10 protein-coding genes are annotated in these 15,662 nt (G+C 57.2%); 8 read left to right on the forward strand and 2 right to left on the reverse strand.

What is annotated here, in order from left to right; genetic code table 11:
- The first annotated feature begins 24 nt into the window (after window positions 1-24).
- The 3 genes from AC9UEO_RS10270 (at window position 25) to priA (ending at window position 5,758) form a co-directional block, all read left to right on the forward strand.
- Window positions 25-2,217 carry a protein-disulfide reductase DsbD family protein gene (locus AC9UEO_RS10270; RefSeq protein ID WP_509532826.1) on the forward strand — a complete coding sequence of 731 codons (2,193 nt, stop codon included), beginning with the start codon at window positions 25-27 and terminating at the stop codon, window positions 2,215-2,217.
- 5 nt (window positions 2,218-2,222) lie between these two features.
- On the forward strand, window positions 2,223-3,332 hold the full coding sequence (hemE, locus tag AC9UEO_RS10275; protein ID WP_509532828.1) for a uroporphyrinogen decarboxylase: 1,110 nt from the start codon (window positions 2,223-2,225) through the stop codon (window positions 3,330-3,332).
- A gap of 332 nt (window positions 3,333-3,664) precedes the next feature.
- The gene (gene priA / locus AC9UEO_RS10280; protein ID WP_509532830.1) at window positions 3,665-5,758 is read left to right on the forward strand and encodes a replication restart helicase PriA; all 2,094 of its coding nucleotides are present in this window, start codon (window positions 3,665-3,667) and stop codon (window positions 5,756-5,758) included.
- Between the two features lie 7 nt (window positions 5,759-5,765).
- On the opposite strand, the gene AC9UEO_RS10285 is transcribed toward priA, so the two are convergent.
- Complete coding sequence (locus AC9UEO_RS10285) at window positions 5,766-6,731, reverse strand: AEC family transporter (RefSeq protein WP_509532833.1); 966 nt, start codon at window positions 6,729-6,731, stop codon at window positions 5,766-5,768.
- A gap of 65 nt (window positions 6,732-6,796) precedes the next feature.
- Between AC9UEO_RS10285 and AC9UEO_RS10290 the strand changes: the two genes are divergently transcribed.
- On the forward strand, window positions 6,797-8,884 hold the full coding sequence (locus AC9UEO_RS10290; protein WP_509532932.1) for an ATP-dependent helicase: 2,088 nt from the start codon (window positions 6,797-6,799) through the stop codon (window positions 8,882-8,884).
- A 9-nt stretch (window positions 8,885-8,893) separates the two neighbouring features.
- Entirely contained in the window at window positions 8,894-9,658 is a 765-nt protein-coding gene (locus tag AC9UEO_RS10295; protein WP_509532836.1) for a class II aldolase/adducin family protein, read from the forward strand.
- On the opposite strand, the gene selD is transcribed toward AC9UEO_RS10295, so the two are convergent.
- Window positions 9,636-10,715, reverse strand: coding sequence for a selenide, water dikinase SelD (selD, locus tag AC9UEO_RS10300; RefSeq protein ID WP_509532838.1), 1,080 nt, complete (start codon window positions 10,713-10,715; stop codon window positions 9,636-9,638). The genes AC9UEO_RS10295 and selD overlap by 23 nt on opposite strands.
- Window positions 10,716-10,806: 91 nt before the next feature.
- On the opposite strand from selD, the gene AC9UEO_RS10305 reads away from it, so the two are divergent.
- The 3 genes from AC9UEO_RS10305 to AC9UEO_RS10315 all read left to right on the forward strand — a co-directional run bounded on the left by AC9UEO_RS10305 (window position 10,807) and on the right by AC9UEO_RS10315 (window position 15,658).
- The gene (locus AC9UEO_RS10305) at window positions 10,807-12,963 is read left to right on the forward strand and encodes a thiamine pyrophosphate-dependent enzyme (protein WP_509532841.1); all 2,157 of its coding nucleotides are present in this window, start codon (window positions 10,807-10,809) and stop codon (window positions 12,961-12,963) included.
- A complete protein-coding gene (locus AC9UEO_RS10310) occupies window positions 12,960-14,552 on the forward strand; it encodes an indolepyruvate oxidoreductase subunit beta family protein (RefSeq protein WP_509532843.1) in 1,593 nt (530 codons plus the stop codon). Before AC9UEO_RS10305 ends, AC9UEO_RS10310 begins: the two co-directional genes overlap by 4 nt.
- Before the next feature lie 62 nt (window positions 14,553-14,614).
- Window positions 14,615-15,658 carry a TRAP transporter substrate-binding protein gene (locus AC9UEO_RS10315; protein ID WP_509532846.1) on the forward strand — a complete coding sequence of 348 codons (1,044 nt, stop codon included), beginning with the start codon at window positions 14,615-14,617 and terminating at the stop codon, window positions 15,656-15,658.
- Window positions 15,659-15,662: the final 4 nt, after the last annotated feature.

Genomic DNA, 15,662 nt, shown 5'->3' on the forward strand with positions numbered 1-15,662 from the left:
GCCCAGTAACGCGGTAATACCTTCATGCACGCCATCTTAAAGGCTTGGGTAACAATGGCCCACATGACAGCCTATTTGCTTCGTTTTTTTGCGTTGATCAGCCTGAGCTTAGGGGCCTGCTTTGCCCAGATGCCTCCCAGCAGCGTGGTCAAGACTCCCCAAGTACGCGCGGAGTTGGTGGCGCAGGCGCCGCAAGGTGTGAAAGCGGGCGAACCGTTGATGCTGGGCTTGCTGGTGCAGCACCAACCGGGCTGGCACACCTATTGGCTCAATGCGGGTGACAGCGGTTTGGCCACACAGCTGAACTGGACCCTGCCACAAGGTCTGCAAGCTGGCAACACACTATGGCCGATTCCGCAAATGATCCGTGTGGGTGACATGGTGAACCATGGTTTTGAGGGTCAGGTCTTGTTGGGGGCGCCGGTTCAGGTAGATAAAGGCTTTGTGGCCAATTCCAGTTCAGTCAAGATCCAACTCCATGCCAGTTGGTTGGTGTGCAAACAAGAATGTATTCCGCAAGAGGGCAAGTTTGAACTCCAACTGCCGGTAGCTGTCAGTCGCGCCAGCCACGCCGCAGCTTTTGAAACACTGCTGGCTGCACAGCCCCAAGCCCTGCAACCTTTTGCACAAAACGCCCCACTTTCAGCCAAGGGTTTGGCCTTGCACATTCAAGGACTGCCGCCAAGCTTGCAAGGCAAGCCCTTGCAAATCTTTGCCGAATCCACTGAAGTCTTGGCCAGCGGCTTGGGCGTGGACACACTGGCCGGCCAGTGGCAAGGTGCTGACTATGTGCTGCAAGCCCCATTGCATGCCATGCGAAGCAGCGAGCCCTCCAAGCTGGGGTTGCTCGTGGTGAACGGCTTTGGTGAACAAGCCAAAGCATGGCGCTTGAACCTGGCCATCCAAGGCGCTTGGCCGCCTGAGGGCAGCACCACCGTGGCCAAAGACTTGGCGCTTGTCAGTCCTCCCCATGCTCAAAAAGTCACCGAGACGGTAAGTTGGCCGGCCTTGCTCGCCGCCTTGTTGGGCGCTTTCTTAGGCGGTTTGTTACTGAATCTGATGCCCTGCGTGTTGCCGGTACTGGCCATCAAAGTGTTGTCACTGAGCCAGCACCACCACAGCGTGGCCCAGCGCCGCGCTATCGGCTTGGCCTATGCACTGGGCGTGATTGCCAGCATGCTGGGCTTAGCGCTTTTGGTGGCAGGCCTGAGGGCATCGGGTCAACAACTGGGATGGGGCTTTCAGTTGCAGTCGCCGCTGGTGGTGTCTGCGCTTGCGCTGCTGTTTACTTTGATTGCTTTAAACCTCTTAGGTGTTCTTCAAGTTCATGCTTCATGGAGCAGCGGCTTAGCAGCGCAATGGGTGCGTCACCCGCTTGCCGATGCTTTTCTCTCAGGCGTTTTGGCCGTAGTGGTGGCTGCGCCCTGTACCGCTCCCTTCATGGGCGCTTCGGTCGGCGTTGCCCTGACCTTGCCCTTGTGGCAAGGCCTGTTGATTTTTGTCGCCTTGGGTCTGGGCTTGGCGCTGCCCTTCACACTGTTAAGTTGGGTTCCAGCTTGGGCACGTTGGTTGCCGCGCCCAGGCATTTGGATGGAAAGGCTTCGCCAGTTGCTGGCCTTTCCTATGTTGGCCACCGTGGTGTGGTTGTTATGGGTGCTGGGTCAGCAAACCAGCATCGACGGCATGGCGGTGATGCTGGCCATGCTGTTGTTGGTGAGTGCCTGTGTCTGGGCCTTAGGCTTGACGGGCAAAGCCCAATGGCTGGGTCTGGGTTTGTGGCTTGGCCTTTTACTGTTGGTCGCTTTGAATTGGGGACCGCTGGTCTGGAGAGAGGCCCCTGCCATCGCTGAAAAATCCAGCAGCAGCGCCGACTGGCAAGCGTGGTCACCTGAGCGCGAGGCTGCTGCAGTCAAAGCGGGGCAAACGGTGTTCATTGATTTCACTGCGGCTTGGTGCGTCACCTGCCAAGTCAACAAACAAACCACGCTGCGCGACGCCAAGGTCTTGCAAGCGTTTGCCGATAAAAAAGTGTTGCTGCTGCGCGCCGACTGGACGCGGCGCGACCCCGCCATCACCCAAGCGCTGGGGCGTTTGGGGCGCAGCGGTGTCCCTGTTTATGTGTTGCTTGCGCCCCAACAGCCACCCAAGGTCTTGTCAGAGGTGCTCAGCCCTGACTTGGTTCTTCAAGCCCTCACCTTCATTACCCTGCCACAATAAGCTTTATGAACGCACCACTCCTCAACGACACCTTCCTCAAAGCCTGCTTGCGTCAGGCCACCGACCACACCCCCGTTTGGCTGATGCGCCAAGCTGGACGCTACCTGCCCGAGTACTGCGCCACCCGCGCCAAGGCAGGAAGTTTCATGGGGCTGGCCACCAACGTGGACTACGCCACCGAAGTGACCTTGCAGCCGCTGGACCGCTACGCTTTGGACGCAGCGATTTTGTTTTCCGACATCCTCACCATCCCCGACGCCATGGGTTTAGGCCTGTCGTTCGCCTTGGGTGAAGGCCCCAAATTTGCCAAGGTGGTGCGCGATGAAGCCGCCGTGTCTGCTTTGGCCGTGCCCGATATGCACAAGCTGCAATACGTGTTTGACGCAGTCACCAGCATCCGCAAAGCGCTCAACGGTCGTGTGCCTTTGATTGGTTTTTCTGGCAGCCCTTGGACCCTGGCTTGTTACATGGTCGAGGGCGGTGGTTCGGACGACTACCGGCTGGTCAAAAGCCTGATGTACAGCCGCCCCGACCTGATGCACCGCATCTTGGCCATCAATGCCGACGCGGTAGCCCTCTATTTAAATACCCAAATCGAAGCCGGAGCCCAAGCGGTGATGGTGTTTGACAGCTGGGGCGGGGTGCTGGCCGACGGCGCTTTCCAAGACTTCAGCTTGGCTTATACCCGCCGCGTCTTGGCGCAGCTGAAACGCAGCCATGATGGTGCTGTCATTCCCAGACTGGTGTTCACCAAGGGTGGCGGCTTGTGGCTGCCCGAGATGAAAGACCTGGACTGCGAGGTGCTGGGCTTGGACTGGACCATGAACCTCGGTACTGCCAGACGCTTGGTGGGTGGTGAGGTCGGCGGCCCTGGCAAAGCGTTGCAAGGCAATATCGATCCGAATGTGCTGTTTGCCCCGCCCGAGGCCATTGCCACCCAAGTGCGCCATGTGCTCGACAGCTTTGGCAAACCCCATACCGACAACTCCACCACGGGTCCCACACATATATTTAACCTTGGCCACGGCATCAGCCAGTTCACACCGCCCGAGCATGTGAGCGCCTTGGTGGACGCGGTGCACAGCCACTCCAAAAAGCTGCGTCAAGCCGCCTGAACACCACTTTTGACAAGAAAGTTTTACCCTGCGCGAACTAGTTATGCACAAATTTTTGGCGGCCGATTAACTAAGGACTTACTCTCAAAAAAAATTTGCAGATCTTCAGTTTTTAGTTAAGTGATTGATTTATATAGACTCTATGAGCTGCCAATTTTTCGTGCATTGTGTTCAAAGCCCTTATTTATCTGGCTTGCGGCGTCAGCCTGACAAGCTGTCAACAAAGTTATCCACAGAATTTTGTGATGACTGTCAAAGCCCCTTCACAATCAACGACTTAGCTCAATTTGTGAAGATTTGCATCAGTTTCATGCCGCAAATGAGGGCTTGACATGCGGCGAGAAATTTTTGTTCTGGTGCCAACTCCCGCTTACAGCCGCTTGACGGGGCCATTGACTTACGAGACCGAGGAGGAGGTGCAAGTCGGTTGCTTGGTGCGGGTGCCCTTGGGACAGCGCGATACCTTGGGCCTGGTGTGGCCACAAGCGCCTGTTCAGCCCCAAACGACTACCCCCGCCCTTAAAACCATCCATTCGGTTTTGCATGGCGTCCCCCCTCTGTCTGCAAATTGGCTGAAACTGATTGACTTCGCGGCCCACTATTACCAACGCAGCGCAGGTGAATTTGCCATGGCCTGCTTGCCGCCGTCCTTGCGAGACATGACAGCACTTCAGTTTGAGCGAAAGCTCTCTCGCCTCAAGCCTTTGGCACCAGCCAGCGCTGAAAAAGCTTTGGCGCCAGCCCTCACGCCTGAACAAACGCAAGTGTTGGCGCAGTTGGCCCAGCACAGTGGGCCGTTTTTATTGCATGGCAACACCGGCAGCGGCAAAACCGAGGTGTACTTGCGCCGCGTCGCCTTGGTGCTGGAAGATGCACCGCAAGCCCAAGTCTTGTTGCTGGTACCCGAGATCAATCTCACACCCCAGCTGGAGGCACGGGTACGCCAACGCTTCGCCCATTTGGGCGACAGCGCCATCGTCGCCATGCACAGCGCTATGACGCCAGCGCAACGTCTCAACAGTTGGTTAGCGGCCCATTTGGGTACGGCACGTATTGTGTTGGGCACACGTTTGGCGGTACTAGCTTCCATGCCAAACCTGAAGCTCATCGTGGTCGATGAGGAGCACGACCCCAGCTACAAACAGCAAGAGGGCGCTCGCTATTCGGCCCGCGATTTGGCGGTCTACCGCGGCCAGCTCGAAGGCGCTCAGGTGCTGCTGGGCTCGGCCACGCCGTCGCTAGAGAGTTGGCACCACAGCCGAGCTGCGGTGGCTGGTCAAGCCACACCCCGCTACCAGCGTTTGTCCATGCCCAGCCGCGTGGGCAACAGCGCCTTGCCGGTGTTGCGGCGCGTGGACATGAACAACCAGCCACGCAAAACCTTGATCTCACCTCCCCTGTTGGCCGCCATGCGAGAAAGGCTGGGCAGGCAAGAGCAGGTGTTGGTGTTGTTGAATCGGCGTGGCTATGCGCCGGTCTTGCATTGCGCCGAGTGCGGCTGGAAAAGCGAATGCCCGCATTGCAGCGCCTACCGCGTGTTTCACAAAGGCGACCGCACCCTGCGCTGCCACTATTGCAGCCTGACCCAAGCCGTGCCGCGTACCTGCCCCGCTTGTGGCAACCAAGACATCAGCGTGATGGGCCATGGCACGGAAAAAGTGGAAGAAGTATTGGCTGAGATGCTGGCAGACCTGAAGCGACCGGACGGCTCGCCCCTGCGGGTGGCACGCATCGACGCCGACACCACGCGCCTGAAGGGCGAGTTGGTCAAACAACTCGCTCAGGTGCATGACGGTGAAGTGGATGTGTTGGTGGGGACGCAAATGGTGGCCAAGGGACACGACTTTCGTCGCATGAGCTTGGTCGTGGCACTCAACCCCGATGGCGCTTTGTTTTCGGCTGACTTTCGCGCACCCGAGCGGCTGTTTTCGCTGCTGTTGCAAGCGGCGGGGCGAGCGGGGCGAGACGCGCAACTGGGCGCATCTCAGGCCTGTGAAATGTGGGTGCAAACCTTTCACCCCACCCACCCCGTGTTTGAATTCTTAAAGCGTCATGACTTTGCAGGTTTTGCAGCACAACAGTTGCATGAGCGGGAACAAGCGGGTTTGCCACCTTTTAGTTTTCAGGCCTTGCTGCGTGCAGAAGCGCGAACACAGCAAGCCGCGCAAGATTTTTTGAATGCAGCCAAAGCATTGGGTGAAGCGCGTTTACCCGCCGATGCTGGGGTGTTGAGCGTTTACCCCGCGGTCCCCATGAGCATGCAACGCGTGGCCAATGTGGAACGCGCCCAAATGCTGGTGGAGAGCCATTCACGCAAACACTTGCAGCAGTTTTTAGCCATGTGGCAGGACGATTTGCAGCACCTCAAAGGGCAACATAAGGCGGTGCTGCGCTGGGCCATTGATGTAGATCCGCTGGCCATTTAAAAGTTTTTCAGGCCTTGTACCAAGCCACCCAGGCTGAAAAACTGGGGAACGCCAAAGCGGTGGACAGCAAAATCACCCGCGTGATGCGAGCGCTGTCGGCGCCAAAGCGCTCGGCCAGCAAAGCGCTGTTGCTGGCGCTGGGCAAGGCGGCGACCAGCACCACCGCCATCAAAGCCGTCGGCGTGAGGGGCAAACCCATTTTCATCAAACCCCAACCCAAAACCGATACCCAAACAGGGTGAACCACCAACTTTAAAAAAACCAACAAGGCGTCAACGCCGCCGCGCTGCCAATGCCACCACCCATGCGCTGAGGGCGGCACGGGACGCGCCAGCAATGCGCCTATGGTGAACAAGGCCACGGGTGCTGCAGCACCGGCCATCAGGCCCACGGTTTGGGTCAGCATCTCGGGCAAAACCCACGCATTGATCGATACCAAGGCGCCCAAACCAATCGCCCATGTCAGCGGAATACTGAAAACACTTTTGATCGCCTGAACCAAAGCGGTGCGAGCGCCATGGGTTTGCGCTTGGTCTAAGCGAGACAAGGCAATGCAGACGGAGCTGGTGAAAAACAAATCAACGACGATGGTGACGATGGCTGGCCCCACCGCGGCAGGGCCAAACAGGCTCAGCAACAAGGGCAGGCCCATATAGCCGGTGTTGGGAAAGGCCACGGCCATGGTGCCAAAAGCGGATTCGTTCCAGTTGTGGTGCTTCTTGAGCGTCCACATGCCCAACAGCACCATCACGCTGGCGCTCAAGCTGTAGAGCAAAGCCACCGAGCCATCGAGCAATTGCGCCATGGGCGTGTTGGCACCAAAGCGAAACAACATGCAAGGCAGAGCGAAATACAGCACAAAGCCATTAAGACCAGGAATGGCTTCAAGCGGCAGCCACCCTCGCTTGGCCGCCACGTATCCCGCCAGTACCAAGGCGAAAAAGGGAAAGGTGACACCCAAAATAGAAAGCATATGGAATGATTGTCATCGCTATGATGGTTGGCTTTGCCGCATTCGCCTCTCCCACTGTCACCTGCATGTCATCGGACCTGAATCTCCCCCAACTCGAAGCGGTCCACCATGTCCAAGGACCTTGCCTTGTGCTCGCGGGTGCGGGTTCGGGCAAAACCCGCGTCATCGCCCACAAGATTGGCCACTTGATTCAATTGGGGCTGGAACCCGAACGCATCGCTGCCATCACCTTCACCAACAAAGCTGCTGCTGAAATGCGCGAACGCGCCAAAAAACTGGTGGGACGCGAGGCACAAAAAGTGATGATTTGTACCTTTCACGCTTTGGGTGTGCGCATGTTGCGGCAAAACGGCGAGGCGCTGGGTTTGAAAAACAACTTCAGCATCTTGGACACCGACGATGTGACCTCCATCTTGAAGGATGCAGGTGGCACCACCGATGCGGCCACTGCCCGTCAATGGCAGTGGGCCATCAGCCTGTGGAAGAACCAAGGCCTGAACGCCGCCATGGCCGAGGCACAAGCCAGCAACGACAACGAGCGCATCACCGCGCGCATCATGGCGCGGTATGAAGAACGCTTGAGCGCCTACCAAAGCGTGGACTTTGACGACCTGATTGGCCTGCCGCTGAAGTTGTTACAACAACACGCGCAGGTGAGAGAACAATGGCAGCAACAGATGGGCCATGTGCTGGTGGATGAGTACCAAGACACCAACGCCACCCAGTACGAGGTGCTCAAGTTGTTGGTGGGCCAGCGGGCCCGCTTCACCGCAGTGGGCGACGACGACCAGTCCATCTACGGCTGGCGCGGCGCCACCTTGGACAATTTGCAGCGCTTGCCGCACGACTTCCCCGCTTTGAAGGTGGTCAAGCTCGAGCAAAACTACCGCTCGACCAGCGCCATCTTGCAAGCCGCCAACAATGTGATTGGCCCCAACCCCAAGCTGTTTCCCAAAACTTTGTTCTCCGAGCTTGGCGAGGGTGAGCCGGTGCGGGTGATGGACGCCGACAACGAGGAACACGAGGCAGAGCGCTTGGTCAACCGCATCCAAAGCTTGCGTGGGGGCAACGACACCGGCGAGGGTTTGAGTCAGTTTCGGGCGTGGAAGGATTTTGCTGTGCTCTACCGCGCCAACCACCAGTCGCGTATGTTGGAGAAAGCCTTTCGCAAAGCGGCGATTCCCTACAAGGTCTCGGGTGGTCAAAGCTTTTTTGACCGCGCTGAAATTCGAGACCTGTGCGCTTGGCTTAGGCTTTGGGTGAACAACGACGACGATCCGGCGTTTTTGCGCTGCGTCACCACACCTAAGCGCGGCATAGGCCACACCACGCTACAAAAGTTAGGCGAGTTTGCCAACCAGTACCGCATCAGCTTGTTCGAGGCGGTGTTCAGTCACTCGCTAGGGGCAGCACTTCCCCCCAAAGCAGTGGGCAGCTTGCAAGCCTTTGGTAACGAGATCAACGATTTGCAATTCAAAGCCCGCCACACCCAAGGGGCGGAAGCGGCCTTGGCTTTGTTGCAGCAGTGGCTCAAAGACTTAGATTATGAGAAGCACATTTACGACAGCGAGGAGAGTGAAAAACTCGCTGCCGCACGTTGGGCCAATGTACTGGACTTCATCGACTGGATGGCCAAGCGCTGCGGCGGCGAGGTCGACGATGCCGCCGGTGTGAGCCTCATGAGTGAAAGCAAAACCCTCTTAGAGGTAGCGCAAACCATTGCCCTCTTGTCCACGCTGTCAGAGCGCGAAAAAGACCAAGATGTGGTCACCCTCTCCACCCTGCACGCCGCCAAAGGCTTGGAGTGGCCGCACGTGATGATGGCCGGCGTCAACGAAGGCCTGTTGCCCTTCAAGCCCGAGGAGGACGGCGTCAGCCTGCAACAAGATGCCTTGAACTTGACACGCATTCAGGAAGAACGCCGCTTGATGTATGTAGGCATCACCCGCGCCCAGCGCAGTTTGGTGGTGAGTTGGAGCCGCAAGCGCAAAAAGGGGCGTGAGATGGTTAGCGCCTTGCCCAGCCGCTTCATTGCCGAGATGGCCTTGAACACCGCCACCACCAAAGAGGATCCGCGGGCCAAACTTCGGGCGCTTCGTGCCGAGTTCGCACAACGTGTTGAAGCCGAAAAATTGGGGTCAGATCCCAATTAAGATGCGGTCATGTCAGTTCACTCTCTGCACAACACAGCCAACGATGCGGTATGGCAAGCCAAAGTTCATTTGGCTGGTGCTTTGCGCTTGGCCGTGCTCGATGGTTTTGAAGAAGGCATAGACAACCACTTCACCATGACCGTGCCTGGCCGCGAAGACGCATACCTTGTTCTGCCCTTTGGCAAGCATTGGTCCGAGGCCCGAGCCAGCGACATGATGGTCTTCAACGAAGCAGGCGAAACCTTGGAAGGCGAGGGCGTGGTTGAGTTGTCGGCCCAATGCATTCATGCGCCCCTGCACCGCATCACAGGTGCCAAAGTGGTCTTGCACACCCACCAGCCTTGGGCGACTGCGCTCAATATGCTGCAAGACAATCGGCTACTGCCCGCTAGCCAAACCGCGGCGTTTTTCCACAACCGCATCGCCTACGACCATACCTACACCGGCTTGGCCAAAACCTTGAGCGAGGGCGAGCGCTTGGCCTCCATCCTGCAAGACAAGCAAGTGCTGTTCATGAAAAACCACGGCGTGGTGACGGTGGGCAACAGCGTGGCTCAGGCCTATAGGCGCTTATACAAGCTGGAAAAAGCCTGCCACACCCAGTTGCTGGCCATGGGCAGTGGTCAGCCTCTTGCGGTGCTGAGCGAGGAAGTGATTGCCCAGGTATTGCAACGCGCACCTGCAGATAGGCATCCGGTATCTGAGCGTGAGCGCTTGTACTTTGAAGCCATGTTGCGGGTGCTTGACCGCGTCAACCCTGGCTACGCTGACTGACACGCAACACAGGCTTGTCGCCCATCTTTGGGGCGACCTTGCCCACCACCTTGGCATGGGCAAAACCATGTTGGGCAAACACCGCCATTACCGCTGCAAGTGCATCGGGTGCACAACTCACCAACAAACCACCGCTGGTTTGCGGGTCACTTAGCAATGCTTGGTCAACAGCAGAAAAGGCCTCCGGCAACACCACTTGCGCACCATAGCCCGCCCAGTTGCGCCCAGATGCACCGGTGATGAAGCCTTGTTGCGCCAAGGCTTGCACGCCATCGAGCAGCGGCACGGCCGACCAATCCAAAAGCACATCCAAGCCAGCGCCTCGCGCCATCTCCAAAGCGTGTCCTGCCAAACCAAAGCCGGTGACATCGGTCAAGGCATGCACGTCCGAGAGTTCAGCCAAATCTGGGCCTGGGGTATTGAGGCGTGTGGTGATGGCAATCATTTGCGCATAGCCCTCAGGCGATAAAGCTTCCTTCTTCAAGGCCGCCGACAAAATGCCCACGCCCAGCGGTTTGCCCAAGACCAACACATCGCCTGCTTTGGCGCAGGCATTGCGCTTGATGCGACTGGGATGCGCCAAACCCAAGACCACCAAACCGTAAATAGGCTCGACAGAATCGATGCTGTGCCCTCCCGCGATGGGAATGCCTGCGGCCTGACACACGTTTTGACCGCCTTGCAAGATGCGCCCTATCACCTCGGTACTCAGCACATTGATGGGCATACCCACCAAGGCCAAAGCAAAGATAGGTGTGCCACCCATGGCGTAGACATCGCTGATGGCGTTGGTGGCAGCAATCCGTCCAAAGTCATACGGGTCGTCGACGATGGGCATAAAGAAGTCGGTGGTGGCTATGAGCGCTTGGTGTTCATTGAGTTGGTACACCGCCGCGTCATCGGCCGTGTCAATGCCCACCAACAGTTGCGCTGGCAAGGGCAAGCCGCTCATGCCGCCCAAAATATCGCGCAAGACCCCAGGGGCGATCTTGCAACCGCAGCCCCCGCCATGGGCCAATGAAGTTAAACGGGGAGAAGTGTTTACAGCAGAAGTCATCGGGCAAATCTACCATGCGACGCCACTTCACTATGATCTGCCACCGGCAAGACGTTTTGCCTCTGTGTTGTGCCATCCGCTGGAGCCTTGTTTGGAAGTTTCATTTGTTGAAGAAATCAAGTCCCTGCGCTTAAGTGAGGGCGACACCTTTCACGGCGAAGGCATTTTGGCGGTCACCAAAGCGCTGCTGCAATCGGGCGTGGCCTATGTGGGCGGCTACCAAGGCGCACCCGTTTCGCATTTGCTGGATGTGATGGTGCAAGCCAAGCCGCTCATGCAAGAACTCGGCGTCCATGTGGAAGCGTGTTCTAACGAAGCTTCGGCCGCGGCCATGTTGGGCGCTAGCATCCACTACCCGCTGCGCGGCGCTGTCACTTGGAAATCTATCGTTGGGACCAATGTGGCCTCTGACGCACTCTCCAACCTGGCCTCGCCTGGCGTGGTAGGTGGTGCACTCATTGTGGTGGGCGAAGACTATGGCGAAGGTGCTTCGGTTATTCAAGAACGCACCCATGCGTATGCGCTGAAAAGCACGCTGTGTTTGCTAGACCCCCGCCCTGATTTAAGCAAGATGGTGGACATGGTCGAACACGGCTTTGCGCTGTCAGAAGCATCCAATATGCCAGCGATTTTGGAATTACGCATACGCGCTTGCCATGTTCGGGGCAGTTTTGTCACCAAAGCCAACCGTGCGCCTGCGGTGTCCACTCAACATCTGATGGCAGAACCCGCCAAGTTTGACTACATGCGCTTGGCGCATCCGCCCGTCACCTTTGGCCATGAAAAGCGCAAGTTGGAAGAACGCATTCCAGCAGCCCGTGATTACATCGTGCGCCATGGCTTGAATGAACTCATGGCTGGCAAGGTACACCAAGATGTGGGTCTGATCGTGCAAGGCGGCCTCTACAACGCCCTGATGCGCTGCCTGCAACAACTGGGCTTGGCCAATGCGTTTGGCGACAGCGATATTCCTATCTTGGTATTGAACGTCACCTACCCCTTGGTGCCTACCCAAGTGATTGATTTTTGCCAAGACAAGCGCGGGGTGTTGGTGGTGGAAGAAGGCACACCCGAGTACATCGAACAAGACATCGCCACCCAACTGCGCCGCGCAGGTGTGAACACACCGCTGCATGGCAAAGACGTTTTGCCTGGTGCGGGTGAATACAACGTCGAAGCCATCACCTCAGGTTTGGCTGCTTTTGCGAAAAGCTATCTGCCACTTGAGGCCCATACCCAAGCTGCCACTTGGTTAGAAGCCCTGCAACAACGTCGCGCCGATGTGGCCAAGGCTTTGGGCGCGCCGCTGCCTGCTAGACCCCCCGGATTTTGCATAGGCTGCCCCGAGCGGCCCGTGTTTTCTGCACTGAAATTGGTGCAGCAAGAGATAGGCGATGTGCATATCGCCGCAGACATTGGTTGCCATGCGTTAGGTACGTTTGAGCCTTTTTCCACCGGCCACTCCATCTTGGGCTACGGCATGAGCCTGGCTTCTCGCGCAGGTGTTTCGCCAATGATGCAACGCCGCACCTTGGCCATCATGGGCGACGGCGGGTTTTGGCACAACGGCTTGCTCACAGGCGTGCAAAGTGCGCTCTTTAACGGCGACGATGCGGTGCTGCTGATTTTCAAAAACGGCTACACCTCGGCCACTGGCACCCAAGACATCATCTCCACGCCCCGAGAGGCCGAAAAGCAAGCCGCCAGCGATAAGCAAACCAGTTTGTCGCACACCAATATGACCATCGAATCCACCCTACAAGGCTTGGGCGTGCAGTGGCTGAAAACCGTGCATACATACGAGGTGGCCAAGGTTCAAGCCTTATTGAAAGAAGCTTTTACCTCTGACTTCAATGGCTTGAAAGTCATCATCGCCGAGGGCGAATGCCAGTTAGAGCGACAACGCCGCATCAAACCTTGGATCAGCAAGTTACTCAAAGGCGGCAAGCGGGTGGTACGGGTGAAATACGGCGTCGATGAAGATGTGTGCAACGGCGACCACGCCTGCATACGTTTATCGGGCTGCCCCACGCTTACGCTCAAAGACAACCCCGACCCCTTGAAGGTGGACCCTGTGGCAACAGTGATTGACGGTTGCGTGGGCTGTGGCTTATGCGGCGAAAACGCCCACGCAGCCACTTTGTGCCCCAGCTTTTACCGCGCTGAAATCATCCAAAACCCCAAACCGCTGGAGCGCTTGTGGGCGGGTTTGCGAGGAAGCTTGGTTCGCGCCTTGCAAACCGCATGAGTCAGCCCATCAGCCTCTTGATTTGCGCCTTGGGCGGTGAAGGTGGCGGTTTGCTCAGCGAATGGTTGATGCACACCGCACGACTCAGTGGTTACCCCGCGCAAAGCACCTCTATTCCAGGTGTGGCACAACGCACAGGTGCCACCACTTATTACATCGAAGTGTTGCCCACACCGCTTGTGCAGTTGCAAGGCAAAACACCGGTGTTCAGCTTGAACCCCGTGCCTGGCGCTTTAGATGCTTTGGTGTCCTCTGAGTTGTTGGAAACCACTAGGCAAATCACGCTGGGCTTGGTGTCGCCCGAACGCACCCGCGTGTTCAGTTCGTCTGCCCGGGCGCTGACCACCTTGGAGCGCATGCCCATGGGCGATGGACGTTTAGACAGCGCTCATTTAGAGTCAGTGATTCATCAATTTTCCAAACACGCCCATGTGTGGGACTTTGGCGCCATGGCGCAAGCCAATGGCACCATGGTCAGCGCCGTCATGCTCGGCGTCATTGCTGGCAGCGGTTTGCTGCCTTTTGCAAGAGAGCATTTTGAGGCTACGCTGCTGGGGAGTGGCGCACACAGTGCGGCAAGTTTGAAAGGCTTTGCAGCAGGTTTTGTTCGGGTGCAAAACGCTCAAACTGTGCAAGCGATGTTGAACGATGTCCATCCCGATGTTCAAGCCTCATCGCCGACGACAAACGCCGATCATCCCACTTTGCAAGCCTTACCACCCCATGTGCGTGAACTCGCCACTTTGGGCTACAGCCGTTTGTGCGACTACCAAAGCCGCGCTTATGCAGAGCTCTATTTGCAACGCCTTCAAACAGTATTGAAAGCCGAAGAACAAGCCGACCCAAACCATGCCCATGGCTACCAAGCCAGCCGTGAAATAGCGCGGTGGCTGGCTTTGTGGATGGCGTTTGACGACATCGTTCGCGTGGCTGATTTGAAAAGCCGTGCCAGCCGTTGGCAGCGTGTGACGCGTGAAGTGAAGTTGCAAGAAGACGATGTGTTGCACCTCTACGACCACTTCAAACCTGGTGTCCCAGAATTCGCGGCCTTGCTGCCCACGTGGCTAGCGACAGCGTTACAACGTTGGGACAAACAACGTGTATTGCGAGGCCAAGCGCCTTGGGCCTTGCCTTTGAAAATTGGCACCCATTCGGTGGTGGGTATGTTGGCGCTACGCACCTTGGCCAGCTTCCAATGGCTGCGCCCGTTTGGCAGTCGTTTTCATGCAGAGCAAGCCGACATCTCGCAATGGTTGCAAGCGGTTTGCACAGGTTTGCAGCAAGACTGGTCGCTGGGCCATGAAGTGGCTGTGTGCGGTCGCCTCATCAAAGGCTACGGCAGCACCAACGAGCGTGGTCGCAACAACTTGCAACACATACTGACCCACTTGGCGGCCTCGCAGTTGCACCCTGATGCGACCTGGCGAAGCACAGCGGTAGCCCAAGCCCGCGAAGCCGCACTGCAAGACGAAGCAGGCACTGCCATGGATGCAAAGCTGCGTGGCCTAGGGGCGCCAGCTCGACCCATGGCCGAGCAACCGCTGCGTTTTGTGCGCAATGCAAGCCTGCAACCCAAGGGCAGGCCCTAGGGTCAAAGGGTGCTTCGCTCAGTTATCCTATTGTTTGTATCGTTTTCAACCGCAGGTCCTCTATGAACAAGCACCGTTTTTTGCCTCAAGTCTTTTTATCTGCCTTATGCACCTTGACTTTAAGTGCCCTGTGCAGTATCGCTGTGGCGCAAGACAAGGTGCAACAGGTTCGGGTCTCCACTTGGGTGCCAGCGCAACACGCTTTGAACCCTGCGGTACAGGCGTGGGCCGACAGTCTGAAAAAAGCATCTGGTGGCAGCATCAACCCAACCCTTTTCCCCTCAGAACAACTGGGCAAAGCTTTTGACCATTACGACATGGCACGCGACGGCTTGACCGACTTCGCCTTCGTCAACCCTGGTTACCAACCTGGGCGCTTCCCGATTTTTGCGGCGGCTTCCTTGCCTTTCGAGATCAGCAACGCCAAAGCCGGCAGTGCTGCCATTGATGCTTGGTACCGCGCCTATGCCGCCAAAGAAATGAAAGAGGTGAAGTACTGTTTTGCTTTTGCCCATGACCCAGGCGCCTTGCATTCACGCAAAAAAGTTTTGTTGCCTGCTGACATGAAAGGTTTGAAGGTGCGACCCGCCACTTCTACCGTGGGTCAAATGGTCACCTTGCTGGGCGGCACCAATGTGCAAGCCTCTGCACCCGAAGCGCGTGACGCTATCGAGCGCGGCGTGGCTGATGCCCTCACCTTCCCTTGGGGTTCTCTCTCTCTGTTTGGCATCGACAAGGTGGTGAAATTTCACATGGATGTGCCTTTGTACGTCACGCCTTTTGTGTGGGTGATGAACTTGGACAAATACAACGGTTTGTCGCCCGCTCAAAAACAAGCCGTGGACAGCCATTGCACCAGCGAATGGGCTGAAAAAGTTGGCACGGCTTGGGCCGATTTTGAAATTGCAGGACGTACAAAGTTGCTGGCTGACAAAGCCAACCGCGAGGTTTACTCACTGACCCCTGAGCAACTTGCTGCATGGAAAACCGCCGTGGCCCCAGTCAAACAACAATGGGCTGACGAGGTGAAGAAGCGTGGCGACGACCCCGTTGCTGTCATGAAAGCCTTGCAACAAAGCTTGACCAAATACAAATCAGCCCTGTAACCAA

It is taken from the genome of Limnohabitans sp. (assembly GCF_040401495.1).
GTDB lineage: Bacteria > Pseudomonadota > Gammaproteobacteria > Burkholderiales > Burkholderiaceae_C > Limnohabitans.

What these genes read in the sequence shown, in the direction of transcription:
- AC9UEO_RS10270 (WP_509532826.1), top strand. Translation starts at nt 25, where the DNA reads ATGCACGCCATCTTAAAGGCTTGGGTAACAATGGCCCACATGACAGCC.
- hemE (WP_509532828.1), top strand. Translation starts at nt 2,223, where the DNA reads ATGAACGCACCACTCCTCAACGACACCTTCCTCAAAGCCTGCTTGCGT.
- priA (WP_509532830.1), top strand. Translation starts at nt 3,665, where the DNA reads ATGCGGCGAGAAATTTTTGTTCTGGTGCCAACTCCCGCTTACAGCCGC.
- AC9UEO_RS10285 (WP_509532833.1), bottom strand. Translation starts at nt 6,731, where the DNA reads ATGCTTTCTATTTTGGGTGTCACCTTTCCCTTTTTCGCCTTGGTACTG.
- AC9UEO_RS10290 (WP_509532932.1), top strand. Translation starts at nt 6,797, where the DNA reads ATGTCATCGGACCTGAATCTCCCCCAACTCGAAGCGGTCCACCATGTC.
- AC9UEO_RS10295 (WP_509532836.1), top strand. Translation starts at nt 8,894, where the DNA reads ATGTCAGTTCACTCTCTGCACAACACAGCCAACGATGCGGTATGGCAA.
- selD (WP_509532838.1), bottom strand. Translation starts at nt 10,715, where the DNA reads ATGACTTCTGCTGTAAACACTTCTCCCCGTTTAACTTCATTGGCCCAT.
- AC9UEO_RS10310 (WP_509532843.1), top strand. Translation starts at nt 12,960, where the DNA reads ATGAGTCAGCCCATCAGCCTCTTGATTTGCGCCTTGGGCGGTGAAGGT.
- AC9UEO_RS10315 (WP_509532846.1), top strand. Translation starts at nt 14,615, where the DNA reads ATGAACAAGCACCGTTTTTTGCCTCAAGTCTTTTTATCTGCCTTATGC.